The organism is Candidatus Halocynthiibacter alkanivorans, assembly GCF_003333265.1.
GTDB classification, from domain to species: domain Bacteria; phylum Pseudomonadota; class Alphaproteobacteria; order Rhodobacterales; family Rhodobacteraceae; genus Halocyntiibacter_A; species Halocyntiibacter_A alkanivorans.
Window position 1 is genome coordinate 1 of the sequence record NZ_QOLB01000168.1, and the last position, 24160, is coordinate 24160.

General features: G+C 59.6%; 20 protein-coding genes and 2 pseudogenes. 14 read left to right on the top strand and 8 right to left on the bottom strand.

What is annotated here, in order from left to right; all coding sequences use genetic code 11:
• The 5 genes and pseudogenes from DWA01_RS23780 to DWA01_RS22170 form a co-directional block, all read left to right on the top strand.
• Positions 1-214, top strand: a pseudogene (locus DWA01_RS23780) (hypothetical protein); the annotation flags it as partial.
• A 10-nt stretch (positions 215-224) separates the two neighbouring features.
• Positions 225-1517: a glycolate oxidase subunit GlcF gene (gene glcF, locus DWA01_RS22155; RefSeq protein WP_114287983.1), complete on the top strand. Its 1293-nt coding sequence runs from the start codon at positions 225-227 to the stop codon at positions 1515-1517.
• A gap of 55 nt (positions 1518-1572) precedes the next feature.
• Positions 1573-2373 carry a trypsin-like serine peptidase gene (locus tag DWA01_RS22160; RefSeq protein ID WP_114287984.1) on the top strand — a complete coding sequence of 267 codons (801 nt, stop codon included), beginning with the start codon at positions 1573-1575 and terminating at the stop codon, positions 2371-2373.
• A 199-nt stretch (positions 2374-2572) separates the two neighbouring features.
• Positions 2573-3409: a trypsin-like serine peptidase gene (locus tag DWA01_RS22165; RefSeq protein ID WP_235008676.1), complete on the top strand. Its 837-nt coding sequence runs from the start codon at positions 2573-2575 to the stop codon at positions 3407-3409.
• A gap of 127 nt (positions 3410-3536) precedes the next feature.
• Entirely contained in the window at positions 3537-3992 is a 456-nt protein-coding gene (locus DWA01_RS22170; protein WP_114287985.1) for an Hsp20 family protein, read from the top strand.
• A gap of 141 nt (positions 3993-4133) precedes the next feature.
• Here DWA01_RS22170 and DWA01_RS22175 read toward each other — a convergent pair whose 3' ends face one another.
• A complete protein-coding gene (locus DWA01_RS22175) occupies positions 4134-5405 on the bottom strand; it encodes an Hsp70 family protein (protein ID WP_114287986.1) in 1272 nt (423 codons plus the stop codon).
• A 153-nt stretch (positions 5406-5558) separates the two neighbouring features.
• On the opposite strand from DWA01_RS22175, the gene DWA01_RS22180 reads away from it, so the two are divergent.
• Positions 5559-6005: a MarR family winged helix-turn-helix transcriptional regulator gene (locus DWA01_RS22180; protein ID WP_160116100.1), complete on the top strand. Its 447-nt coding sequence runs from the start codon at positions 5559-5561 to the stop codon at positions 6003-6005.
• A 51-nt stretch (positions 6006-6056) separates the two neighbouring features.
• On the top strand, positions 6057-6548 hold the full coding sequence (locus DWA01_RS22185; RefSeq protein WP_114288002.1) for a hypothetical protein: 492 nt from the start codon (positions 6057-6059) through the stop codon (positions 6546-6548).
• Positions 6549-6631: 83 nt separating this feature from the next.
• Here the strand turns inward: DWA01_RS22185 and DWA01_RS22190 are convergent, their stop codons facing one another.
• Complete coding sequence (locus tag DWA01_RS22190; RefSeq protein WP_114287988.1) at positions 6632-7552, bottom strand: class I SAM-dependent methyltransferase; 921 nt, start codon at positions 7550-7552, stop codon at positions 6632-6634.
• A gap of 362 nt (positions 7553-7914) precedes the next feature.
• Here DWA01_RS22190 and DWA01_RS22200 point away from each other — a divergent pair, with 362 nt between their 5' ends.
• From DWA01_RS22200 to DWA01_RS22230, 6 genes are all read left to right on the top strand, one after another.
• Positions 7915-8985 carry a hypothetical protein gene (locus DWA01_RS22200; protein WP_114287990.1) on the top strand — a complete coding sequence of 357 codons (1071 nt, stop codon included), beginning with the start codon at positions 7915-7917 and terminating at the stop codon, positions 8983-8985.
• A gap of 102 nt (positions 8986-9087) precedes the next feature.
• Complete coding sequence (locus DWA01_RS22205) at positions 9088-10215, top strand: hypothetical protein (protein ID WP_114287991.1); 1128 nt, start codon at positions 9088-9090, stop codon at positions 10213-10215.
• 125 nt (positions 10216-10340) lie between these two features.
• Positions 10341-12287, top strand: coding sequence for an AAA family ATPase (locus DWA01_RS22210; protein ID WP_114287992.1), 1947 nt, complete (start codon positions 10341-10343; stop codon positions 12285-12287).
• A gap of 349 nt (positions 12288-12636) precedes the next feature.
• A complete protein-coding gene (locus DWA01_RS22220; protein WP_114287994.1) occupies positions 12637-14001 on the top strand; it encodes a DUF6638 family protein in 1365 nt (454 codons plus the stop codon).
• Positions 13998-14264, top strand: a complete 267-nt coding sequence (locus tag DWA01_RS22225) for a hypothetical protein (RefSeq protein ID WP_200832648.1) — start codon at positions 13998-14000, stop codon at positions 14262-14264. Before DWA01_RS22220 ends, DWA01_RS22225 begins: the two co-directional genes overlap by 4 nt.
• 6 nt (positions 14265-14270) lie before the next feature.
• The gene (locus tag DWA01_RS22230; protein ID WP_114287995.1) at positions 14271-14921 is read left to right on the top strand and encodes a DUF1523 family protein; all 651 of its coding nucleotides are present in this window, start codon (positions 14271-14273) and stop codon (positions 14919-14921) included.
• 206 nt (positions 14922-15127) lie between these two features.
• Here the strand turns inward: DWA01_RS22230 and DWA01_RS22235 are convergent, their stop codons facing one another.
• From DWA01_RS22235 to DWA01_RS22260, 6 genes are all read right to left on the bottom strand, one after another.
• Positions 15128-15703 carry a cupin domain-containing protein gene (locus DWA01_RS22235; protein WP_114287996.1) on the bottom strand — a complete coding sequence of 192 codons (576 nt, stop codon included), beginning with the start codon at positions 15701-15703 and terminating at the stop codon, positions 15128-15130.
• A 12-nt stretch (positions 15704-15715) separates the two neighbouring features.
• A complete protein-coding gene (locus DWA01_RS22240) occupies positions 15716-17611 on the bottom strand; it encodes a TRAP transporter permease (RefSeq protein ID WP_235008677.1) in 1896 nt (631 codons plus the stop codon).
• A 69-nt stretch (positions 17612-17680) separates the two neighbouring features.
• A complete protein-coding gene (locus DWA01_RS22245; protein ID WP_114287997.1) occupies positions 17681-18607 on the bottom strand; it encodes a TAXI family TRAP transporter solute-binding subunit in 927 nt (308 codons plus the stop codon).
• Between the two features lie 205 nt (positions 18608-18812).
• On the bottom strand, positions 18813-19697 hold the full coding sequence (locus DWA01_RS22250) for a dimethyl sulfoxide reductase anchor subunit family protein (protein WP_114287998.1): 885 nt from the start codon (positions 19695-19697) through the stop codon (positions 18813-18815).
• Complete coding sequence (locus tag DWA01_RS22255; RefSeq protein ID WP_114287999.1) at positions 19697-20452, bottom strand: 4Fe-4S dicluster domain-containing protein; 756 nt, start codon at positions 20450-20452, stop codon at positions 19697-19699. The genes DWA01_RS22250 and DWA01_RS22255 overlap by 1 nt, the downstream gene beginning before the upstream one ends.
• Positions 20452-23295 carry a molybdopterin oxidoreductase family protein gene (locus DWA01_RS22260; protein ID WP_114288000.1) on the bottom strand — a complete coding sequence of 948 codons (2844 nt, stop codon included), beginning with the start codon at positions 23293-23295 and terminating at the stop codon, positions 20452-20454. The genes DWA01_RS22255 and DWA01_RS22260 overlap by 1 nt, the downstream gene beginning before the upstream one ends.
• Before the next feature lie 208 nt (positions 23296-23503).
• On the opposite strand from DWA01_RS22260, the pseudogene DWA01_RS22265 reads away from it, so the two are divergent.
• A pseudogene (locus DWA01_RS22265) lies at positions 23504-24160 on the top strand (D-lyxose/D-mannose family sugar isomerase); the annotation flags it as partial.

Consider the following 24160-nt stretch of genomic DNA (forward strand, 5'->3'; position numbering starts at 1 on the left):
GCGTGAGGGCCGCGATCTGCGGGCTGAACTGGCGGCGTTTCCGGGGGCATCTGAGGCTACGGCGGGCGGCGGGCTGAGCGGACATGCTACCCTGGTGCGCGGCAGTGGATTTGCACGGTTCCATCCCGAGCCGGCGCCGCTCGCAGCGATCAGTCGGGGTCTGAGGGCACAGTTTGACCCGCGCGGAATTTTGAACCCCGGATTGATGGGGTAAGGATCAGGACATGCAGACGAATTTCACCAAAGAACAACTGGCGGACCCGGACATTGCCCAGGCCAACGACATCCTGCGCAGCTGTGTGCATTGTGGCTTTTGCACCGCGACCTGTCCCACCTATCAGGTGCTGGGCGATGAGCTGGACAGCCCGCGCGGGCGGATCTATCTGATCAAGGACATGCTGGAAAACGACCGGCCGGCGGATGCCAAGACCGTCAAACATCTGGACCGCTGCCTGTCCTGTCTCGCCTGTATGACCACCTGCCCCTCGGGCGTGCATTATATGCATCTGATTGATCATGCCCGCGTTCATATCGAGAAAACATACAGGCGGCCACTGATGGAGCGCATGCTTCGCTGGTCGCTGGCAAAGGTCCTGCCGCACTCCGGACGCTTCCGTGCGGCGCTCTATATGGCAAAAATAGGGCGGCCACTGCGCAGATTCGTCCCCGACCCCCGATTGCGGGCGATGCTGGAGATGGCACCGGAAACAGTGCCAAAACGCAGCCCTAATGATGCGCCACAGGTGTTTAAGGCCGAAGGGGAGCGCAAAAAACGCATCGCATTGATGACAGGCTGTGCGCAAAAATCGTTAAATACTGATATAAATGATGCCAGTATCCGGCTGCTGCGCCGGCTGGGCTGTGAGGTGGTGATTGCGCGTGGCATGGGCTGTTGCGGGGCGCTGACCCATCACATGGGAATGGAGGATGGGGCCCACCGCTCTGCTGCCGCCAATATCGCGGCCTGGGGTGCCGAGATGCGTGGCGAGGGGCTGGACGCCATCGTCATCAATACCAGTGGTTGTGGCACCACGGTGAAGGATTATCACCATATGTTCCGCAATGATCCGCTGGCAGATGACGCTGCAAGTGTGTCAAAAATCGCGATGGATATCAGTGAGTTACTCGCTACGCTCGAGATGCCAGCGGGCGACAAAGATCTGCGAGTGGCCTATCACGCCGCCTGTTCGCTGCAGCATGGACAGCAGATAAAGGTCCAGCCAAAAGCGCTTTTGAAACGGGCAGGGTTCACTGTGGTGGAGCCGGCGGACGCGCATTTATGTTGTGGATCTGCCGGCACATATAACTTGCTTCAGCCGGAAATATCGGGAGAATTAAAAGCGCGGAAAGTGGCCTCTCTGGAAGCGAAATCACCTCAGGTGATCGCCGCCGGCAATATTGGCTGCATGATGCAGATCGGATCGGGCACTGGGATTCCTGTGGTGCATACGGTGGAATTGCTGGACTGGGCCACGGGTGGGCCCAGGCCACATGGTTTGTCCCTGGATGTGCCATAATCCTGCCGCAAGCATTGCCTAGGCCTTAGGACGGTGAGTGAGGGGGGCCTTGTATATGTATCGATTATGGATCGTGCTTTATATACTATTCATTGCACTGCCCGCCCGTGCAGAAAATGTCACGGGGTCGCGGGTATTATTAAGTGAAGCTGACAGTGGCCAATGGGAGGCGGTGGGGCGTCTCAACTTTGGTGGCAAAAGCTTTTGTACAGGCGCGTTGATAGAATCGGATCTGGTTCTGACAGCGGCGCATTGCCTGTATGATGTGGACACAGGACGGGCATACCGCCCGGATGAGATCGAGTTTCTGGCCGGATGGCAGCGGGGGCGGGCAACCGAGACCCGCGGCGTGCGCACGGCTTTGGCACATCCTGAATTTGGCTATACCGGTGACAACAGAGTGATGCGGGTGGCATCAGATCTGGCGTTGCTGCGGCTGGATCAGCCGATGCAGAATGCATCAATCGTGCCGTTTGACACCGCGCCAACGCCGAGAAAAGGCGATCAGGTCGGGGTGGTGGCATTTTCGCTGAAACGCGCCAAGAGCCCGACATTGCAGGATCTTTGTTCTGTAATTGCGCGGCAGGCCGGTGTGTTGGTGACCAGCTGTGACGTCGACTTCGGGGCCTCGGGTGCACCGGTGTTTGAAATGATTAACGGTACGCCGCAGATCGTTTCAGTGGTCGCGGCCAAGGCAGAGATGGGCAAACGCAAAATCTCCATTGGCACCACGCTTGAACAGCCGTTGCGGCAGCTAAAGATGCTGTTGAAGCGGCTTGAGAGCGGCAAGGCCGCGCCGCTTACCGTGGCGAGCCGGGTGTTGCCAAAACGGCGGATCCTGGCGGGCGTGCAATAACATGCGCCTCCGCTGGCGGCCGTTCTGGCCGGTAAGCATCTCCGCGTGCCGGTCTGCATGCCGGTTTGCGTGCCAGTCTGCATGCTGGTCTGACTGTCGGTCTGCGCGCTGGTCGGCAGGCAGTTCGGAGCGTAAGCCGGTGGGCAGGCTGCCGGGTAAACACGTGGGCAATCAGCAGGGCAGGGCCAGGCGCAATGGCTTGCGCAAGGCCCTGGCTCTGCTGGCGGTTCTGCTGCCTCTGGCCGGCGCCCCGCTGCTGGCCGGCAGCGGTCTGGTGGCGCTGGATCGCAGCGGCGAGATGATGGGCTGGGAAGCGGTCGGGCGGCTGGACATGGCGCAAAAGGGCTTTTGTACCGGGGTTTTGATCGCCTCTGACCTGGTCTTGACGGCGGCGCATTGTGTCACTGAAGTTGGCGGCGATGCGCCGGTTGCGGCGTCGCAGCTGCGGTTTCGCGCCGGCTACCGCAACGGCAAATCCGTGGCAGAACGCGACGTGGCGCGGGTGGTGATTGCCGAAGGTTATGTGCAACAGCCGGGCGGCAGCATCACCGGGGATATGGTGCGGCGCGACGTGGCACTGCTGCGGCTCTCGGCGCGGATATCCACCAGCATTGCGGCGCCGTTCCGGGTGATGGAAAAGGCAGGGCCCGGCGACCGGGTCAGCGTCACCTCCTATGGGCGCGGCAGAGAGGAAGTGTTGTCCCGGCAGCGCGAATGTCAGATCACAAACCGTACTTCCGGTCTGTTTATGTTCGATTGTGAAGTCACGTTCGGCTCTTCCGGCGCGCCGGTGTTTGTGGCCTATGGCAACCGGGCGCGCATTCTGTCGCTGGTGTCGGGCATAGGCACCAACAGCAAAGGCGAGAGCCGCGCATTTGGCATGGAACTGCCCAAAACCGTAGAGCGGCTGCAAGCCCGGATGCGGGTCGGGGACAGCCCGGTCGTGGCGCCCTCACAAGGGGCAAAACGCATCAAAGTGAACAGCGGGCGTGGCGCTGGCAGTGCGGCGGGCGGCGCAAAATTCATCCGGCCCTGAACGGGCCCCTTGAAAGCCGCAGAATCCTTCATACCTGATTATCACCGGACGCCGAATGCGGGTCCGGTTTGATAGCCTGGCCCGTTTGGGCAGGCATTTACTGGTTTCGCTTTGAAAGGATTCCACTATGCGTACATTTGATCTTGCCCCGCTGCACCGTGCCACGGTTGGCTTTGACCAGATCGCTGATCTGATGGACCGCGTCTTAAGAAACGACGTGTCTCAGCCCAGCTACCCACCTTATAACATTGAAAAAATCTCAGATGTTGGCTGGCGGATTTCCATCGCTGTTGCCGGGTTCTCCGAGGCTGACCTCAGCATTGAGCAGCGCGAGAGCACCCTGATCGTCTCGGCCAAAAAAGCCGCTGAGGAGGCAAAAACCGCTTATCTGCACCGGGGCATTGCCAACCGCGCATTTGAACGTCGTTTCCATCTGGCCGACCATGTGCGGGTCACCGGCGCCACCCATCTGAACGGGATGCTGAACATCGAACTGCTGCGCGAAGTGCCCGAAGCACTGAAGCCGCGCCGCATCGAGATCGCCCGTGCCGGTGACGTGGAAGCGCGCGTGACCGAGGTGTAAATCCACCGCGCTCCGGCGCAGTCAGACCGGGTCAACATCAGGACCCAACCCGGGCCTTGCAAAAAGGTCCGCAGGCGGCCCGGAGTCCTCCCCTCCGGGTCGTCTTTTTATTGTTTCAAGGGTGTGGGCACACAGGGCGGCTCACTCAAAGGCGGTGGCGGAGGCCATCGCCAGCCCGTCGACCACGGCGGTGAGCGCGGCGGTGCGCTGCACTGTGGCCTCAGGCAGCAGCTGGCACAGGGTGCTCTCGATGATGCCCATCAGGCTGGAGCCGCCGACAAGAATGACCGAGCCGATCTGATCCGGGGTGACATCAGCGCGGTCCAGGGTTTCCACGGCGCAGTTTCTGATCTTTTCCGCCAGTGGTGTCAGCGACTGTGTCATCGAATCATGGGACAGATCGCAGCCCAGGTGACGCTCTACTGCGCGCAGATCGATCCTGGCACCGGGGTGTGCCGGCGTATTGGCGTGGATCTTGCCGCGCTCCACTGCAAAGGCGATGTCATGGCCGAGCTCCTCGTTCAGCACCGTGTTCAACCGCTGCAGTGGCACCCGCTCCACCGCCATTTTTTCCAGCTCGGCAGCGGCGCGACGGGCGTCGGGATTGTACTGGAACTGAATTTTCTGCCAGGTGGCGAGATCGTGGAATATCGCATTGGGCGCGGTGCTGGTGCCGGGTCCGAACACGTCGCGGATCTGGCTGCCCTTGCCCAGCAGCGGCATCACGTTGTCGATCGAAAGCCGGCGGTCAAAATCAGTGCCGCCGATGCGGACGCCATGGCTGGCCAGAATGTCGATGCCACTGGAGGATCCGGCGCCATCCAGTTTAAAGACGGTGAAATCCGAGGTGCCGCCGCCAATGTCCACGATCAGCCCAAGGCTGCCGGGTGCCATATGCTGGTGGTTGGCCAGAGCGGCGGCCTCGGGTTCATACATGAAACGCACGTCTTTAAAGCCGGCGGCCAGATAACAGTCGCGCAGATCCTTTTCCGCCTGGGCGTTTTTGCTGTCGCTGTCAGAGTGAAACAGCACCGGACGGCCGGACAGCGCGGTGTCAAAGTCACAATAACAGGCCTCTTCGGCGCGGATCTTCAACAGCTTCAGAAAACGCGAGATGATGTCGATAAAATCGATACGTTCGCCAAGGATCAGACGCTTTTCCCGCATCAGCGAGGTGCCGAGGATGCTTTTGAGCGCCCGCATGAAACGGCCTTCATCCCCATTGATCAGCGCCGCATTGGCATGGGTGCCGTAGATCGGCTGGCGGCGGTCGAAATCGAAAAACACCGAGGTTGGCAGGGTCTTTTCGCCGGGCTCGATCTCGATCAGATGCGGGCTGCCAGCCAGTAAAATACCGGCGGCGGAATTGGAGGTGCCAAAGTCGATGCCAAGGGTCTGAGAGGGTCGGGTCATAGGGTCGGTCCGGTTGTCTGTGCGGGGTGTCTGCGTTGGCGAAGCGTGCTGGGTAACGGATAATCCGGGCAGGCTCAATATAAGACGAGGCTGGTTCGGTGAATATTTCGCAGTTGTCTTGAACTTTGGTGAATGTATGTGTATATGCACGCTATGAGAAACGATGCACCAATACTTCTGAGTGAACTGAGCCAGTGCGCCAATGCCAATCTGCGTCGCACCATGCGGGCCGTGGGGCGGCATTATGACCAGGCGTTGAAACCCAGCGGACTGAAGGCGACGCAGTTTACGTTACTGGCGGTGCTGGCGAATAAACCCGAAATGCCAGTGACCCAGTTGGCAGAGGTGATGGGCATGGATCGCACCACGCTGACCCGCAACCTTGGACCGTTGCAGCGTAGCGGCTGGATCGAAAATGGGCGCGAGGAGGACGAACGGGTGCGGTTGATTTCGCTGAGTGAGGCCGGCTTTGAGAAGGTGGAACAGGCGGTGCCAATGTGGCGCGCTGCGCAGGCCCGGGTAGTCGACGCCTTGGGGGTGCCCGGAGTGGCGGAGTTGAACGAAGTGCTGGCGGCGTTGAGTTTGAGCGCGGAGCAATGATGTTTTGCGGTAATGTATGTGTATATACACGTAAATGAAGGAATTGAATATATGGAAACGACACTGATATTTGTGACGCAGTTTGTGTTGAGCACCCTGGTATTTGCATTGATTGCCGGATGGGTATGGCGGCCGCAGCTGGCGAAGAAAGGATTTGCGGAAGTGATGTTTCTGCTGACCCTGCCGCATGCGTTCCGCCATCTGGGCCTGGTGTTCCTGGTGCCGGAGGTCGTGGCCCCGGGTATGCCGCCGAGCTTTGCGCTTGAGGCCGGCTTGGGAGATTTCGCCTCAGGTTTGCTGGCGATCATCGTACTGTTTGCGACCCGTTATCGTTGGGCGGTTATGGTGCCACTGCTGTGGGTGTTTAACCTGGTCGGCGTCGCGGATCTGTTCAACGCATTGGGTCAGGCGGATGTCTTGCCGTATTTCCGCTCTGCCTGGTACATCCCGACATTTGTCGTGCCGCTGTTGCTGGTGACACATTTCATGATGATAAAGCGACTGGTTTTGGCGGCGCGCCACCGGGTTGCTGATACTGTGTAAAAAGGTGGCGGGGTCGGGGGCTGGACACTTGCGCTGTGCCCGACCCCGGCGTCGGCCGGGTCAACAAACCGGCGCTGCGGTGATCAGCGGCGGCTGGCGGTGAATATATTGAGCGTCGCAGGGATGTCGGTGCCGCTGTTTGTATCAAAGGCAGCAAACGCCTGCGCGACATCGGCAGCAATGGCCTGGGTGTCGGCCTCTGTGGCGTTGCTTTCAGCAATGAGTCGGGAGGCCGGGCCAAGGCGGAGCGCCAGCGGCGCCGCTTGTGCCAGTCCGCCGGAGAATATGAGATTCACTGTGACTTCATCGCTTTTGACGGCGCTGAACCCAGCCTGTGCCAGTAGTGCACAGACCCGCGCGCGGTCCTGAAATGCCATAGGGCCGGGGGCGGTGGGGGCCGTGTCTTCCGGTGCACCGAGACGGGCGACAGCCGCGTGTCGCGGGATTGCAAACCACGGGTTTGCCGCCAGGCCCGCCCAGGCGACAAAGACCATGTTGCCGCCGGGTTTGATTGCGCGGGCAATATTGCCAAAGGCGGCGACCGGATCGTCAAAAAACATCACCCCAAAACGCGAAATCACCCGGTCATAGTGGAAGTCCGCAAACGGGTGGGTCTGGGCATCGGCGCGGGTGAAGGTCAGATTTTCAATGTCCAGATCCCGGGCCCGGTCGCGGGCGCGCTGCAGCAGGGCCGGCGAGATATCGAGTGCGTCCACAGAGCCGTCAGATCCGGGCCCTGTCTGCCCGTTTCCTTTGGGTCTGGTGATGCGGGCGGCAGCCAGGGCGCTGGCGCCGGTGCCGCAACCGATGTCGAGCACCTTGTGTCCCGGGCGCAGGTCGGCGCGGCGCAGCAGCAACTCAAGCACATCTGAAAATGCGGCGTCCAGAACGGTCTCGTGTTCGATCCATTTCTGCCCCGGGGCGGAGCCCCAGTAGTCTTGCTGGGCAGCATTGGGCTGGGCTGTATCGGGCTGGGAAGAATTGGGTTGGGTATCGGAAGTCATAGCGCGTTCCTTTTGCCGTCCATAAGTGAACCCTACAGGATTTAGCGGTTTCAGTCAGCGCGGGTTTTTCGCCCTGCTGAGCAGCGCGGATCCGCGCCGCCTGCGGTCTGCAGGGGGCAAAAGTGGCTGTCTGGACCCAGTGCGCCGCAGTTTCCTGACAAATTGCACGGAATTCCCCGGATTCGGGGGCATGTTGCGGTTGATGCCGGCGCGCGACTGGCGCAAAATTGCCGCGGAGTGGTGGCGACCGCAGGCAGAATAATTAATGCGCCTGGCGGTTCGAAAACCTGAGCTGGTATGATGTAAACAGGGACAACATTACCTATATGTCATGCAAGCTATTGAAATGGTAAGGAGACGTGATGCCAGATTTTGAAACCCAGATTGCAGACAGCCGCAAACAAGTGGCGCAGACCCAGGCGAGCATTTCCGAGATCTCGGGCAAAATTAATGCGGCGCGGCAAAAGCTGGTGGCGGGTGAAGAGATCGACATTGAAAACGCCACGCTGGAAGATGTGCACAGCCACACGGAGGCGATGAACGCCAATATCGCCGAGTTGATCATGGGGCTGGACGATGTCACCGCTGGCTTTTCCAAAGACTTTGAGGAGATGCGCAGCAAGACCGGCTGGGAAAGCTTTGTCGGTCTTTTCGCCCGGGGCAAATCGGAATCGATGCGCCAGGAGCGGATGCGTTCGGCCAGTATTGATGACAAGCTGCAGGATCTGATTGGCAAATCCGATGTGATTGTGCAGCTGCTGCAGAGCCAGCTAGACGTGCTGAACGGCGAGAAAGACAAGGTTGAGGTCAACCTGACGGAAACGCTGGACGAGCGGGAGATGACCGTCGGCGAGCTGGAGGCTTTGCGCGCTGATATTCTGGCGCTGGACCCGGATATTATCGTGCTGGAAGGTAAAATCTCAGTGGAGCAGGACGCGGCGGCGCGCACCCGGCTCGAAACCGAACTGGCAGATCTGAACAAACAGTATAACGCGCTGGTACAGGACGAGCAGGTCAAGCTGGCGAAATCCCAGACGCTGGAACGTTATATCGAGAAGGGTAAAACCTGGGTCGATTCACTGCAGAACCAGGCCGCGACGCAGATGGTGCTGATCAACAAGCTGCAGACAGATACAAAGCAGCGGGTGGTGCTTTATGATGCGCTGAGCAAGTCGCTCAAAACCGCGCAGCAGCAGGATGTGGCGCACCGGATCAACGAGATCGGCGTTGAAACCGACAAAGAAGCTCAGGCCGCGATGGCTGCGATCGGCACCGCCACCAATGCGCGCATGGCGGATATGATGGAAGCCCATGAGGACAATATGGTGTTTGCCCGCAAGGTGCTGGAGCAGAAGGCCAAGGCAGACGAACGCTTTGCGCGGCGCTTCCAGAAGATCGTCGAGCAGCACGACAAGAATCTTTACGGCTCCTGAATGGGTGGGGTCTGGTGGCCGCGGCGCTCTTTATTGCGGCTGCCTCTACCGGTGACTGCAGCCAGTCTGGCAATCAGTGGATAGTGGAACAGGGGGGGCGATATGACATCAGAGGTCAAAGACCAGCTGACACGCGATCATGTTGCGGTCACCGATACATTCGCGGCGCGGCGCTATTTTCGCAAGTTTGAGCGCATCACCGGCCATCTGGTGCGGGTGGCGGCCCTGATGGAACAGGACCGCAGCCTGAGCAAACAGGATGTGGCGATTCTGGGGGGGTATATCCAGGCGCTGGCGCGTACGTTCCGCGCCTTGTCGATGAAATACCTGATGACCGGGCGCGAGGGCGCTGAGCGGCTGGAGTTTGACGCACGCGAAAGCGGCTTTCCGGTCAGCTCGGAACTGCTGCGCATGGCCAATGACGCGCAACAGGCGGAGCGTCATCTGCGCAATATGCCCGGTGAGGCGGCGTTAAAGTCGGATATGGTGCAGCAGATCGTCGGCAATCTCTCGGTGCCGACCCGGCTGCAATTCGCGCTGGCGCAGCGCAAATATTACCAGGAATTGCAGGGCGGCGACCTGTTCTGGACCCGCAATGATCCGGAAACGATCTGGCAGGGCAATGAGGGCAAACGGCGCCGCTTTACCCTGCACTGGGCAGTCTATGACAGCCAGGTCAATCTGCCGGTGATCTATCTGATGGATCTGGAAGACACTGGCAAAGTGGCGCTGCCCAAAGACAGCACCCGCTGGCCGGAAGTGCAGCAGCATCTGATGGGCCAGTCGCTGGGCGGGCTGAAACTGTTGACCATCGCCCAGGGCTTTGACCGTGATTTTGACGATTTGCACCCCAAACGCCTGCGCCGCTTTCATCTGGGGCCGATGTATTCCTCGGCCTTTACCCGGCAATCGGGGCCGCTGCAGCAGGTGCTGACAGAGTCCCATGCGCCTGAGGGCGAGGACTGGGCGCTGGCCTGGACCATGGAGGAGTTGTTGTCAGACCGGGTTGAGGTTGAGAAATCCGGCTGGTTCAGCACCGTGGAGCGGGAAATCTTCGCGCTGGATCCGTTTTCCGGCCGTGGCGCTGATACCGGCACCACCCGCACCGAACGGGCGATTATTCTGCCGGAACGGCCCTATCAGGCGTTGGCTGAAAGCAATCCACCCGGCTTTCGCGAAGTGCGTAAATTTGTGGTTGGCGCCGGTGGCCGGGTGATCAGTTACCGGTGATCAGGGTTTGCGTATTGGCTGAATAGTGTCGGGGCGGCGGGGCGTCTGGCGGGCAGAAAAGCAGAATGCCTGCGGCGCGGATATTTAAGCCAAAAAGAAGTCAGAAGCGTTTGAGGAGAAGTTATATGAATGTGCCAGGCAATCAGATGGAGCTGCGCGAAGAGGATATCCGGGCCCGGTATGATGTGGCGACTGCGCTGCTGAGCGGGTTTGACCACACACCGCGCCTGGCGCGGGCCAAAGATATGGCGCCGGCCAAATCTGCTCCGGAGCGGTCCAGCGGCATCGGTACCCGGCGGCGGTTTCGCTCCACCACGCCTGGGCTGGTAACGCGCTCCACTGCGCGGCCCGACGGGGTGCGGCTGATTGAACGTATTGAGGCTTCTGACGGCGGCGACGCTTTGGTCTCGGCGGAGCAGGCGGTGGTGATGCAGGGGCTGCGGCGCGCTTTGGCGATCGCGCTGGCGCTGGGCGATCAGTTTTCCGAGGCCACCGGGCTTGCGGCGTTGAAACGCGCCAATCTGGAAGACAGCCTGGCTGAGGTGAAACGCGCCGAGTTTACCGAATTGCTGGCGGCAGAAGCGCTGGCAGTGCTGGCTGCGTTTGCCAATGCCACGGGCTTTCTGCTGGCCAGCCATGCCAGCGAGACCCAGGTCGAGATCGGCGCGGTGGAAGAGGTGCTGACCGACAATGCGCCGCTCGCTTTGCACGGGGCGCTGTGGGAACTGGACCAGGAATTGGCGACTTTTGCCGATGAGCTGCCTAAGCTGGTGCCAACGGTGCTGGCTTTTGCCGAGCAGTTGATGGAGAAAGTGGCTCTGCGGGCAGGTAACGCGCCGCGTCTGGAAGCTTTTGCAAGCGCCAGTTACCGGGTCGAGGTCGATGATCTGACGCTGCAGGGCTTTTCGCCCAGCCGCAAGACCCGCGGCGCAGCGCTTACGATGGCGTTCAAGAAACCCAATGAGGTGGTCGGCAACCATATCGCCAAATACCAGGCGATGAAACTGTCCAAAATGCTGATGGCCTATGACTTTTCGCGCAAAATGAACCCGTTTGCCGAGCTGGGCGGCTTTATCTTCACCTTTATGGGCGACGGCGCGCCAGGCACCGGCAAAACCACCCTGATCCAGATGATGGCCGGGCTGGTGAATGAATATTGCCAGAACGCGGATTATCCGTTCCGCTATCAGAACTTTTCCATCGATCAGATCGACAGTTATCAGGGCAAATCCGGGCAGAATGCCAAGGCGTTTGTTACCAATGTGCTCGACCCCGGGGTGATCGGCTTTGGCACCATTGATGACATTGACCAGATCGCCGGCAAACGCGGCGACAAACAGTCCAGCGCCGGGCAGCAGGAGGTCACGGCGGTGTTCATGGAGGCTTTTGCCGGCGCCGGCACTGTGGTGCGCGGCAACTGCACATTTGGGATGTTTTCCAACTATCCGGAAAACGTGGACGATGCGCTGCGCCAGCGCGCCGGGGCAAGGTTTCTGGTCGACGGGCCACAAACGCGCGAGGATTACATCGACATTCTGGCGCTGCTGATGGGCAAGAACCACGCTATCCCGCTTGGGGCGCACGAGCTGTTTGCCGCCCAGCAGATCAAAAGCGCGGTGGCGGCGAGTTTTGAAGGTTATGCACGTCCCAGGGAGGCGGGCTTGCTTGCGGTCTGGGATCAGGTCGAGGCGGACATCGGCGCGCTGGATACGGTGGCGAAACTGGGGTCTTATCTGAAGGCGATCCAGCAGGCGGATCCGCGCTTTACTGGCCGCGCAATCAAGAACATCACCGATGCGGTCAAAGTGCGGGCGATGGATTTTGAGCTGCCGGACGAATGGATGGAACAGCCCGATCTGTTCCTGTTCAAGAGCTATGACGAGAAGCTGTTGATGATCCGGGACATGACCCAGCCGATCACGGTGGAGATGGTGGTGCAGGAGATCAACCGCTATGCGGACAGTGAGTTCCGCTATGCTGACAAATCGGACGAGGTGGCGATTGAGGCCGCCGTGCGCGACATGGGCCGGATGGAAGAGGCGAAACGGCGCTATCTGCGAGGGAAGGTGTGAATTGTTACTTCGTCGTCTATACTGATTTGATCTACATGCTGATAATGAGTTTGATCGTATGGCGGTACAATCAGAAAATGAGCCAGGGTTCAGGAACCTTTGTGCGAAAATCAATTGTCGTGCTTTTCAAAAATGGAATGCTGTGTGTGTTTGGCTTTCTCTCGTTTGGTCTTTTTTGGGGTATAGCGGTGATTGTTGCTGCGGGAGGTTATAACCGTGAAATTGGTATGTGTGATCCGAGTAGTAGCATCTTAGACATGGGCTACATTCCAATAGGTTGGATAGTGGCCCTATCTGGGTCCCTTGCACTTCGGACTATAAGAGATTCGTATACTAAGGACCCCGCCCTATGATCCGTCTCATTCAAAAAGGCCTGATGTTTGGCAACCTGGTGCATGTGGACAGCCCGGCGTTGGTGGAGCGTTATAACCGGGCGCTAAAGGCGTTGAGCGGGCGGGAGACCTGCCTCACCGATTTTTATGTCGACATTTCGGGGTATTCGCCCGAGGTGGGTGAGGAGCTGAATGATCCGCTGTATCTCAATCCCAATGGCTGCAACCGGCAGTTTATCCTGCTGTCCACCGCGCAGAAATCGGCGCCCCTGCTGGAGGCGAAGTTCTCCAATTCGCGCGACATCATGCGGCGTTTCATTGCGGAAAACGAGGCGGCACTTTTTGCGCTGACCACACGCGATGCGGTGGCGGGCGAGCTGGAAAATTCTGTGTTTGATGTGTCGGACCCCGCGCGGCTTATAGACATCCGCCAGATCACGGTGGAGGCGGACACCACCCAGTCACATGTGGCGCGCGCGACTGAGCTGACCGCGTTGATCGCGCGCTTCCAGAGCGAGCCGGACGCCTGGTGGGATGACGCGCTGATCGGTGAGATGATCGATATGGCGCGCGACACCGGCGACGTGGTTGCCAACCCGGTAAAACTGGCGCGGCTGAGTCAGGAGATGGGCAACTACTGGACCGCGCATTTTGGCGGTCTCTATGTGTTTCGCGACCTCAAACGGCCGGTGGTGATCGCCGCTGGTGATCTGCCGGACGGATTGCCGGGGGTGCGCGGTCTGACGATGGGCGACCACAACGAGATTGCAAAGTTCCTCACCGATAACGAACTGGTGGAACCGGTGGTGCAGGCGCGCGGGCTGGACGCGGAACAGATCCTGAGCCAAAAGATGGATTTCATCCTGGTCGATACCGCCGCCGGGCTTGGCTATGATCTGGGCGAGGCCTCAAAGCGCGAGTTGCGCCAGCTGGCGCGAAAGCTGGGCGCGGATCTGCCGGAAGAATTCCACGCGCTGGCGGCATTGAAACGCTGGGCCAGCGCGGATGGCAAATGGCCAAAGATCACCTCGGAACATGGCGGTTATTTTTACACTCTGCGCGCCAGGCCCGGCAAAGACCGCGATCTGGTCAACCGGCTGCTGGCCGAACTGGCACCGCTGGACATCCGCCAGCTGTTCATCTGCCACAAAGAGCTGTTTTACACCCGTTACCGCAGCTGGTCTGACGGCAAACGCGGATTTGTGGCGGACTTCCTGCATACGGAGTATCAAAAGGACAAGGCCGGGGTGCGCGAAGCGCTGTTTGGCGGCGAGCCGGGCGAGGTGAGCGAGCCGAAAAAACGGGAACGTCGCAAGCCTACGCGTATTGAACAGGTCGGGCCCTGGGGCGCGATCGGGCGCAGCCGCAGGAGGGGCAAATGATCGGAGCGATACGGCTGTTGATTATGGGGTATCTGGCGCTGGGCGTGCTTTTTGTGCTGGTCAGCCTTTACTCCCGCTCGGTTCGGCGCGAAAAGCTTGAAAAACGCTGGCATGCCGAAGGGCAGGCCGGGGAGAGGGCCGATTTCGTGCGTGCCGGGCTGGCCGAGTATGACCAGGGGCCGCGCAAGAAACTGATTCTGTTGATTTTCATTGTCCCGCCGATTGTGGTGGCGGTGATGCTCTATGTTACCAACTTCATGTGAGGACACATGCGTAAAGTAAAACTGGCGCTGATGGCGCTGATCGCCCTGCTGATCTTTTCCTTCCTGCATTACACGCTGCCGCAGCGCGACATCGTGCGGGTGACCAATACCGAAGTGCGGCGGGTGGATTTTGGCAGCAATTCAATCTTCTGGGCCGCGGCTGATACCGGTACGGCAACCCAGGCCAACCGGGACGTACGTTTTATCGAGGCCTTTTACCCCAACGGCAAACCGATGGTGTTCCGCAATGAGGACACCGGCTGGGGCTGGCCGCCTTATTTCAAGCTCGACAGTTCCAACCTGCAGGCGGAAGCGCGCGATTTTGTCTCCACCAAAGAAGCGCCGCAGTGGGTGGCCATCAGCCATTATGGCTGGCGCAACGAGTATTTCACCATCTACCCCAATGCGGTGGGCGTGAAGCCGGTGGCGGGGCCGGATGTGGTGCTGGTGCCCTGGCTGAATATCGTGATCCTGGTGCTGCTGGCGCTGGGCCTGTTGTTGGTGGTGCGGATGTGGATGCAATTCCGCGAGCGCATGATTGACCCGCTGGTGGACAATGCCAGTGCGGCGATGGCCGGGGCGGAAGACCGCGCCAGCGGCGTCTGGTCGCGCTTTGTGCGCTGGCTGGGCACCTGGAAGGGCAAGCCGCGCAAATAGTCTGACGCTCCCCTTGCACCAGGTCGCGGCACCGGCGCCGTTTGACGCGGTCTCAAACATGGGCGGTCCGGAGCCTTGGGGGCGGGAGTTTTCAATCAAGCGCGCTTCGGGCGGCGGCCTGCGCGGAACGCGCAGGCCGCCGCCCGTCTCCCTTCTGCGCACGGGAAACGCGGGCGGGAAAGTGTTTTAGCACAGCTGCGCCGCGGTTATCGCGCCGGAATGCCGGTGCGCTGATCGGGTGCCGCGTCGCTTTGCGTCACCCCGTCCACCAGCACAAATGCGATGACACAGGGCTCTGTGCCACGGTTTGACCAGGCGTGGTTGGTGCCGCGCTGCACGGCGACATCGCCGGCCTTCAGCAGCACTTCGTCCTCATCAAGCAACATATAAATCTCGCCACTCATGACGATCGCATAGTCCACAGTGTTGGTGCGGTGCATGAACGGGTGGCGGGCGTTTTCGACAATATTGTCGCCAGCGCCCATTTCGGAAAACGCGGATTTCCCGTCGAGTTTCGCCATGACTTCGGGGTCTTCGGGCAGGAATTCAACGCAGCGGAAGACACTGCCATTGGCCGGCGGCTGCAGCACAAAATCACCGCCGCAGGTCTCGGTCGGGCCATCATATTCGGCCGGAGTCTGATCGGTCAGCCAGAAGTTTGTCAGCGTCACGCCGGGCCGGTTGGGCCGTTGCAGCACATGGGACGCGACCTGGTCTGACTCCACCACCGCCACGCCTTGCTGGTCATGGCCAGTGACAACGCGTCTGAATTTTCGGGACATCTGTAGGTTTCCTTATGGGGTCTGGACAGGCGCGCTCTGTTTGGCGCGCTCGGTGAAGATCAGGGCCGCCAGCAGGGCTGCGCCAAGGACGGCGGTCTGCCAGCTCTGCGTCAGCAGGCTGAGACCAGCGGTGCCGGCCACCAGCCGGGCACGCCAGCTCAGCGGTTGGTACAGGCAGCCGATCACCGCGATGGCGATGGCGGTGATGCCGGCAAACCCGGTCACCACCGCCATCAGGTTTTCCAGCAGACCCGACTGCAGCAACAGGCCAGGGCCGAAAATAAAGGCGAAAGGCAGCACAAAGCAGGTGGTGGCATAGGAGGCGGCGGTCCAGCCGACTTTGTTGATATCGGCGCCGGCGATACCGCCAGCCACATAGGAGGCAAGCGCAACCGGCGGCGTGATGGTCGAGATACAGCCATAATAAAACACAAAGAAATGCGCAGTCAGCACCGGCACGCCCATTTTCACCAGCGCCGGTGCCACCACTGTTGCCAGGATAAGATAGGCGGCTGTGGTCGGCAGGCCCATGCCCAGGATGATCGAGGTGATCATCGTAAACACCAGCGCCAGCAACAGATATCCGCCCGAGGCCACATCAATCAGCAGCGCAATTTTGGAGCCCAGACCGGTGACACCAAGCGTGCCGGCAATGATCCCGGCGGCGGCACAGGCGGCGGAAATGGTGACCACGCCCTTCGCGCCCTCGGTGATGCCTCCGGTAATTTTTTCCACAAACGCCCGGTCAAGCTTACGGGTCCAGACCAGGTCCAGCGCGATCAGGGTGAAAATGGCCCAGAGCGAGGCTTTGAACGGCGAATAGCCCAGCAGCATCAGCGTAATCAGGGTCGCAAATGTGGCGATGAACGGCACGCCCTGCAGCAGCACAAGGCGCAGCGGCCGGCTGTCGCTTTGCGGTGTCACCGCCGGTTTGATGCCCGATTTCACCGCCTGCAGATGCACGATGACAAAGGCAGAGCCGAAAAATAACAATGCCGGCAACAGGGCTGTGGTCATCACCGATGTATAGGGAACACCGACAATTTCGGCCATGATGAAGGCGGCCGCGCCCATCACCGGTGGCATCAACTGGCCGCCGGTTGAGGCCAGCGCTTCGATCGCGGCGGCCTGATGGGGTGCATAACCTTCACGTTTCATGATCGGGATGGTCACAGTGCCGGTCACCGCCACATTGCCGGCGGCAGAGCCGGAAACCATGCCGATCAGGGTTGAAAACAACACCGCAGATTTTGCGCTGGCGGCGCGCAGCCCGTGGGTCAGACGCACCGAAACTTCAAAGAAAAAGTCACCGGCACCAAAGCGGGACAGCAACGCGCCGAAGATGGTGAAAACGATGATATAGGTGGCGGCAACGCCGATCGGAATACCGTAGACCCCCTGGGTGTCGGTGGTCAGGAACAGCACGATCCGCTCCAGGCTTGAACCGCGACCCTGCAGCACGCCCGGCAGCCAGGGGGCGAGGAACGGGTAGCTGAAAAAGACCAGTGTGATGAGGGCCAGAATGTTGCCGACGCCACGCCGCGCGGCTTCAAAGACCAGCGCAATAATCACCAGGCCGGCATAAAAGTCACCGGGCTCGGTGAGCCCGCCACTAAAGGCGATCGGCTTCCAGCGTGTCAGCATCCAGGCGGTGGACAGCAGCGTGGCCAGGATCAGCCCGGCAGACAGAATGATGTTGAACCGGGAACCCGCCATGCGGGCCGTAACCGGTTTGAGCGCGAACAGCAGGCAAAAGGCCAGCATCACATGGATCAGCCGCATTGGCATGGTCGAAATGAATATCACGCCCGACACAACAAGCAGATGGAACAGACCGAGGCAGAATGCGGCGGCGGATATCAGGATTGTTTTTACGGGCAATCGTTTCAGATCGGGGAGGGACAGCACTTCTGAAAAGCTCCTTATGCGCCGGACACGAGACCGGGCAGCGCCGGTCTCGTATCACTGTTGCAGGCGTTATTTGTTAAAGTAGCGGGCTGCACCTTCGTGCAACGGAATGGCCAGGTCCAGTGACATCGCCGGGTCGATCTGCCTGGCATTGGCGTTTTCAGCCCTGAATTCGACAATGTTGTCAAAGATGGCAGTCACAATTTTTTCGACGAGGTCCGCATCCATCGAGGTGGGTACAACCAGCATATTGTTGACGCCTATCACTGTGGCGGGCTCCGAAGTGCCATAGACATCTGCCGGGATTTCAACAGGCTTGAACGCCGGATTTTTGGCGATCGCCTTGTCCAGCATACCCGTCGGGAAGGAGATGAATTTCAGGTCATTGCCCGCAGCGGCCTGCATCACGGCGCCGGCCGGAAAACCAGACAGGGCAAATGCTGCATCCACATTGCCGTCGGTCAGCTGACTAAACCCGTCGGAATAGGACAGAAAGCTGGGGGTCATGTCTTCCAGGCTCATATCGTTGAGCGGCAGCAGGAAATTCAGAAAACCAAGCGTACCACCGCCGGCAGGGCCTACCGCGACACGTTTGCCTTTCAGATCAGAGAGGGTCTCGATATCAGAGCCTTCCAGCACCACCATATGCAGGACACTTGGGTGCAGGGCTGCGACAGCGCTCACATCGATCGGGCCGGATTTATAGGGACCGACGCCCTTGCGCGCGAGCACCGCAAGATTGTTATTTGTGATCGCAATCTCGACATCCCCGCTGTCGATCAGACGCGGATTTTGCACCGATCCGCCGGTGACCACAGGCACCATCGAGATGTCATCGCCCGCATAGGCGTTGACGAGATTAGAAATGGCCTGGCCCATCGGATAAAATGCGCCGCCAAGGCTGGCGGTCCCGATGCGAAGCTCCTGGGCTGAAGCTGATGTGACTGCAAAGACCAGTGCTACGGCTGTTGCCGTGAGTTTTGGTAATCTGAACATGTGTAACCTCCGCTGAATTTATCCGTCGAAAATACGGTATACGGAGTTTATTGCAATATTTTTATCGACATTTTTGCCATAAGAAAGATTTTGTCGAGATTTGGTGGGGGCCTGCACATGCTGCGCTATAGTTTGTTCCCATGCCCTGGCATGCGATCTCTTTGTATTTATTGTAAAAATCGGCGGCGCCACCGATGACGCTGGGTCAGCCCACCCGCCTCTGGTCGTAATACAGCCCGACAACATGCTCCGCTTCGGCAAAGAACAACCAACGTGCGGCAAACAAGCCGAGCAGATGGCTGGCGACGGCCGCCACTGCGATAATGTGGTTGAACGGCAGCACCAGAAGCAGGGCCGCCGGGATAATCCCCAGGGTCAGAAGGGCGATGCCCCGCAGTTTCAGCGCATGTTTCCGCCCCACCACATGCACCATTTCGCGCATCAGATAGTTGGAACCGCTGTGGGGTTTTTCCAGCAACCGCACCCGACCCAGAAAGCCCAGTCCGGTGGCGGTTTCAATGGTTGAGCCGGCCTGTGCGAACCTTCGGTCTCCCAGTTTCCAGCTGATCAACTGCAGGACGCTCAGCGCCAGCAACAGCAGCGAGGCCGTCAGCACCTGGCCGGCCAGTAAGGCGCCGCCCCCCAGCGCATAGGTCAGAAACAGCACCGGCGTCAGCGGCATGCGCCAGCGCGGCACGGTCTTCATCTGGGCGTAGATCATCGAGGTGCTGAAAACGGTTGTGATCGACAGGGCGCCGCCAATCCCCCCCAGCAACTGCCAGGTGCTGTTCAGGAAAATCAGCCCAATAGCATAGAGGCCCATGACGCCAAGGGACGCGACGGCCAGAACCGCTTCGCGGCTCAGCCAGCTGCTGCGCCACTGGCTAAAGGCTTTCAGGGCGCGTTGCGGATTGCCGAGGTGAAAGGTGGACGCAAGCAAGCCGCCGGCAGCCAGCGCAAACGCCACAAAGAACATTGCAAAAGCCGTAGCGCCGCTGACCTCGGGAAATCCAAAGCCAAGCCATGTCAGCAGGCCGAAACCAAGTCCGGAGAGGGCGGTGAAGATGATGACGGAGGGGGCAGGGTGCATCAGAATTTCTCCAGGGCTTTGTCCAGCCAGCCGAGGAACCCGGAGGCCGTTTCCGGCATGGGATCAAGCAGAGGGGCCAGAATGTCGATTGAACTGCTGTCGGTGATGTCGTCCTTGAGCCGGGGCGGCAGGTAGCGGTTGACCGGCCTGGTGCCCAGTTCCGGCATCAGTTCCAGACCGTCACGGGCGGCAGACAACAGGGAGACGTTGCTGTCAGGATCTGCGAAATCGCCAAAGTGCCGCGCCCCGGCAGGACAGGAGCGCACGCAGGCGGGTTCGCGGTCCTTTTCGGGGATGTTTTCATTGTAGATCCGGTCAACGCACAGGGTGCATTTTTTCATCACACCGGCCGCCGCGTCCATTTCGCGGGCGCCGTAAGGGCAGGCCCAGGCGCAGAGACCGCAGCCGATGCAATTGTCTTCATTGACCAGAACGATACCGTCCTCGACGCGTTTATAGGACGCCCCGGTGGGGCAGACCGTCACACAGGGGGCGTCTTCGCAATGCAGGCAGGATTTTGGGAAATGCACGATCTGGGCGGGCTTGTCCGCCAGTTTGGCTTCAAAAGTGTGGACCCGGTTGAGAAAGGTGCCCTCGGGGCTTTCACCATAGGCATCCATATCTGAGAGAGGCGCGCCATAGTTGGAGGTGTTCCATTCTTTGCAGGAAATCACACAGGCATGACAGCCGACGCAGGTGTCCAGATCGATGACGAGTCCCAGTTTTTTCCCGGTGTTTTGCGGCAATGTGGTCATCAGAACTGCTCCCCGTAGCTGACGTTTTTGGGCCCCTGGCCGACGGGTGATTTCTGCGAGGGCGTTTGGGGTTCAGCAACCTGGTCGCCGGGGTCCGCCCGTTCGATTTTGACCCGCAGATCAAACCAGGCGGCCTGTCCGGTGACGGGATCAGAGTTGGACCAGCGCATGCCATCTGCTTTGGGTGGCAGCAGCTCATTGATCAGGTGGTTCAGCAAAAAGCCTTTGTTGGCTTCAGGCGCTTTCTCATCCAGCGCCCAGGCGCCTTTGCGTTTGCCAATGGCGTTCCAGGTCCAGACAGTGCGGGCATTGAGCGCATCCATCCGCACCACCGGCACTTTGATCTTGCTGTGGCGCGAGGATAGCCAGGCCCAGTCGCCTTCAGCAAAGCCATGTTCCTGCCAGATCTCACCGGAAACATACAATGGATTGACCCCATGGATCTGCCGCAGCCAGGCGTTTTGCGAGCCCCAGCTGTGATACATAGCCGCCGGGCGCTGGGTCAGCGCATGCAGCGGAAATTCCTCCGGATCGACCACGCCCTCTTCAAATGGGGGATACCAAACCGGCAACGGGTCCATCGCGACCTTGAGCTGTGCGCGCAGATGATCGGGCGGCTGGTGTGCGCCGTGGCCCTCTGCGGCGAGCTGGAATTTTCGCATTGGTTCCACATAGATCTGAAACAGATAGGGTTCCGGTTTGTCAAAAATACCGCGTTCCACCGCCCAGTCCTGATAGGCGGCATTCCACGGTTTGAAATACAGCGCCTCATCGGGGATATGGTCAATCCAGAATCCGCCATTGTCGATATAGGCCTGGATCTGGTCCGGATTGGGTGCGCCGCGGCCTTTGCCCTTGCCGTCCTTGCCCCTGAAACCGGCCAGCGGCCCGACACCGGGGCGGCGTTCGTGGTTCTGGATGTAGTCGGCGTAATCCTGGTAGGTTGCTGAGCCGTCCTCATTCACCATGCCCGGCAGGCCAAGTTTTGCCCCAAGCTGGATCAGCGCCGACTGAAAACCGCGTACCCCCGCGTGGCCCGGGCGCTCGGGTTCGACCACCGGCCAGCGGATACTGTCGGCCATCGCCCCGGCCTCGCAAATGGGGCGGTCCAGCATGGATATACAGTCATGCCGCTCCAGATAGGTGGTATCGGGCAGGATCAGATCGGCAAAGGCGACCATCTCGCTGGAATAGGCATCAGAATAGATGATGCGCGGGATAACATAGTCGCCGTTTTCGTCTTTGTCCGTCAGCATCTCCATGACTTTGCCGGAGTTCATCGAGCTGTTCCAGGACATGTTCGCCATATACATAAACAGCGTGTCGATCTTGTAGGGGTCTCCTGCATGGGCGTTGGAGATCACCATATGCATCAGACCGTGGCTGGACATCGGGTTTTCCCAGGTGAAGGCCTTGTCGATGCGCGCGGCATTGCCGTCGTCGTCAAACATCAGGTCTTCCGGCCCCTGCACAAAGCCCAGATGCGGACCATTCAACACCTCGCCGGGACACGCGGCGCAATGGGGTTTGGGATGCGCCGTGGCCGGTTTGGGGTAGGGCGGTTTAAAGCGAAATCCGCCAGGCACCTCGACTGAGCCGAGCAGGATCTGCAACAGGTGCAGCGCGCGGCAGGTCTGGAACCCGTTGGAATGGGCCGAGATCCCGCGCATGGCGTGAAAGGACACCGGGCGCCCGGTCATTTTCTCGTGCTTTTCGCCCTTCCAGTCGGTCCAGGGCTGATCGATGGTGATCTCTTCCTCAAAGGCCACATGCGCCAGTTCGGCGGCGATCCGGCGGATACGGTCTGCGGAAATCCCGCAACGATCCGCAACCGCAGCCGGGGCGTTTTCCGCGCCCATGTATTTCTCGGCCAGCAGTTGAAACACCGGGCGGTGGGTGACCCCGCCTTTGCGCAACGTGCCAGCCAGATCGGCTTTCACGCCTTTTTTGTCAAAAGCGACCGGTTTGCCGGTTGCGCGGTCCAGCACTTGTGGTTTGCCGTCCTTGTCGCGCATGAACAGGCCAGATTCTGCCGAACCTTCGTCGCCATTCACCAGATAAGGCGCGTTGGTATAGCGTGTCAGATACTCGAGATCGACCTTGCCGGCGCGCAGCAGCTCATGGACCAGTGCCAGAATAAACAGACCATCGGTGCCAGGCGTGATGCCCACCCACTCATCCGCAATCGCGTTATACCCAGAGCGTACAGGGTTCACCCCGATCACTTTGGCACCACGTTCTTTCAGACGGCCCAGCCCCATTTTGATCGGATTGCTGTCGTGATCTTCCGCCACGCCAAAGATCATGAACAATTTGGTGCGTTCCCAGTCCGGGGTTCCGAACTCCCAGAATGCCCCGCCCATGGTGTAAATCCCGGCCGCAGCCATATTGACGGAACAAAAACCGCCATGGGCGGCGTAATTGGGGGTGCCAAAGGCCTGGGCCCACCAGCTGGTCAGCGATTGCGACTGATCCCGCCCGGTAAAAAACGCCAGTTTGCTGGGATTGTTCTCCCGGATCGGGCCCAGCCAGCCAGCGGCGATGTCCAGCGCCTCGTCCCAGCTGATCTCTTCAAATTCGCCAGAGCCCCGTTCGCCAACCCGCTTAAGTGGGGCCTTGAGCCGCGCCGGCGAATAATGCTGCATGATGCCGGCAGATCCCTTGGCGCAGAGCACACCTTTATTGACCGGGTGGTCTTTGTTGCCCTCGATATATTTGACCTTGCCATCCTGCAGATGCACGTCAATGCCACAGCGGCAGGCGCACATGTAACAGGTGGTTTTGCGTATTTCGTCAGAAACCTCAGGCGAAGGATTCAGCAGTGGTTGTTCAAATGGCGGCATGTGTAAAAACTTCCCCGTGAACTTCAATCAGGCAAGCCTAGCCTGGACCAATTTCAAATGCAGCCATTCAATGGTTTTTCTGTCAAGGTGTAAGGCCTGGACGTTTTAACATCTGCGGCGGCGGGTGATTTTACGAGGACCTGATAATCAGTGGAATTTCACTTGTTTTGTCCCTTGCTATTGAAGGTGTTGGCAGAACGAAAATCCGATGAAACGCTCCCGTAATAATGAGATCCTGCGCGAAGGCGACGCGTTCATTCGCTCATTTGGCTATATCCTGCCGCCCTTTGCGTATTGGAGCGTTGAGGTCATGCGATCCAGGGAAGCAGGGATTCTGCAACAGCGTGGCATGGGTTGGGATATCACCGATTATGGCCAGGAAAATTTCGATGAACTCGGCCTGTTTCTGTTCACCACCCGCAACGGAATTCAGGCCGGTCTGCTATCCGGGCGAGGCATGTTATATGCGGAAAAAATCATGATCTCGCGTCAGAACCAGATTTCGCCGATGCATCGCCATAACCTCAAGGCCGGGGATATTATCAACAAGGGCGGCGGCAGGCTGGTGCTTGAATTGTTTGCCCCCAACGCGGACGGATCGATTGACCGCACGGGCGGTGTGACGGTGCCGGTGGACGGGCAAATGGTGACCCTGCCGGCCGGTGGGTTGCTGAAACTCGACCCCAGTGAAAGCGTGACTTTGCTGCCGGGGGTGTGGCATGCGTTTTGGGGCGAGGGCGTGGATGTTCTGATCGCAGAAGTGTCCACAGTGAATGACGACAATACCGACAACGTTTTTGAAATGCCGCCAAACGCTTTGCCAATGTCGAAGAAGACGCCGCACCGCTGCACCTGCTGGTCTCAG

What these genes read in the sequence shown, in the direction of transcription:
- DWA01_RS22205 (WP_114287991.1), top strand. Translation starts at nt 9,088, where the DNA reads ATGACATCAGAGGTCAAAGACCAGCTGACACGCGATCATGTTGCGGTC.
- DWA01_RS22160 (WP_114287984.1), top strand. Translation starts at nt 1,573, where the DNA reads ATGTATCGATTATGGATCGTGCTTTATATACTATTCATTGCACTGCCC.
- DWA01_RS22225 (WP_200832648.1), top strand. Translation starts at nt 13,998, where the DNA reads ATGATCGGAGCGATACGGCTGTTGATTATGGGGTATCTGGCGCTGGGC.
- DWA01_RS22190 (WP_114287988.1), bottom strand. Translation starts at nt 7,552, where the DNA reads ATGACTTCCGATACCCAACCCAATTCTTCCCAGCCCGATACAGCCCAG.
- DWA01_RS22200 (WP_114287990.1), top strand. Translation starts at nt 7,915, where the DNA reads ATGCCAGATTTTGAAACCCAGATTGCAGACAGCCGCAAACAAGTGGCG.
- DWA01_RS22175 (WP_114287986.1), bottom strand. Translation starts at nt 5,405, where the DNA reads ATGACCCGACCCTCTCAGACCCTTGGCATCGACTTTGGCACCTCCAAT.
- DWA01_RS22230 (WP_114287995.1), top strand. Translation starts at nt 14,271, where the DNA reads ATGCGTAAAGTAAAACTGGCGCTGATGGCGCTGATCGCCCTGCTGATC.
- DWA01_RS22220 (WP_114287994.1), top strand. Translation starts at nt 12,637, where the DNA reads ATGATCCGTCTCATTCAAAAAGGCCTGATGTTTGGCAACCTGGTGCAT.
- DWA01_RS22170 (WP_114287985.1), top strand. Translation starts at nt 3,537, where the DNA reads ATGCGTACATTTGATCTTGCCCCGCTGCACCGTGCCACGGTTGGCTTT.
- DWA01_RS22185 (WP_114288002.1), top strand. Translation starts at nt 6,057, where the DNA reads ATGGAAACGACACTGATATTTGTGACGCAGTTTGTGTTGAGCACCCTG.
- DWA01_RS22210 (WP_114287992.1), top strand. Translation starts at nt 10,341, where the DNA reads ATGAATGTGCCAGGCAATCAGATGGAGCTGCGCGAAGAGGATATCCGG.
- DWA01_RS22245 (WP_114287997.1), bottom strand. Translation starts at nt 18,607, where the DNA reads ATGTTCAGATTACCAAAACTCACGGCAACAGCCGTAGCACTGGTCTTT.
- DWA01_RS22250 (WP_114287998.1), bottom strand. Translation starts at nt 19,697, where the DNA reads ATGCACCCTGCCCCCTCCGTCATCATCTTCACCGCCCTCTCCGGACTT.
- DWA01_RS22255 (WP_114287999.1), bottom strand. Translation starts at nt 20,452, where the DNA reads ATGACCACATTGCCGCAAAACACCGGGAAAAAACTGGGACTCGTCATC.
- DWA01_RS22235 (WP_114287996.1), bottom strand. Translation starts at nt 15,703, where the DNA reads ATGTCCCGAAAATTCAGACGCGTTGTCACTGGCCATGACCAGCAAGGC.
- glcF (WP_114287983.1), top strand. Translation starts at nt 225, where the DNA reads ATGCAGACGAATTTCACCAAAGAACAACTGGCGGACCCGGACATTGCC.
- DWA01_RS22260 (WP_114288000.1), bottom strand. Translation starts at nt 23,295, where the DNA reads ATGCCGCCATTTGAACAACCACTGCTGAATCCTTCGCCTGAGGTTTCT.
- DWA01_RS22180 (WP_160116100.1), top strand. Translation starts at nt 5,559, where the DNA reads ATGAGAAACGATGCACCAATACTTCTGAGTGAACTGAGCCAGTGCGCC.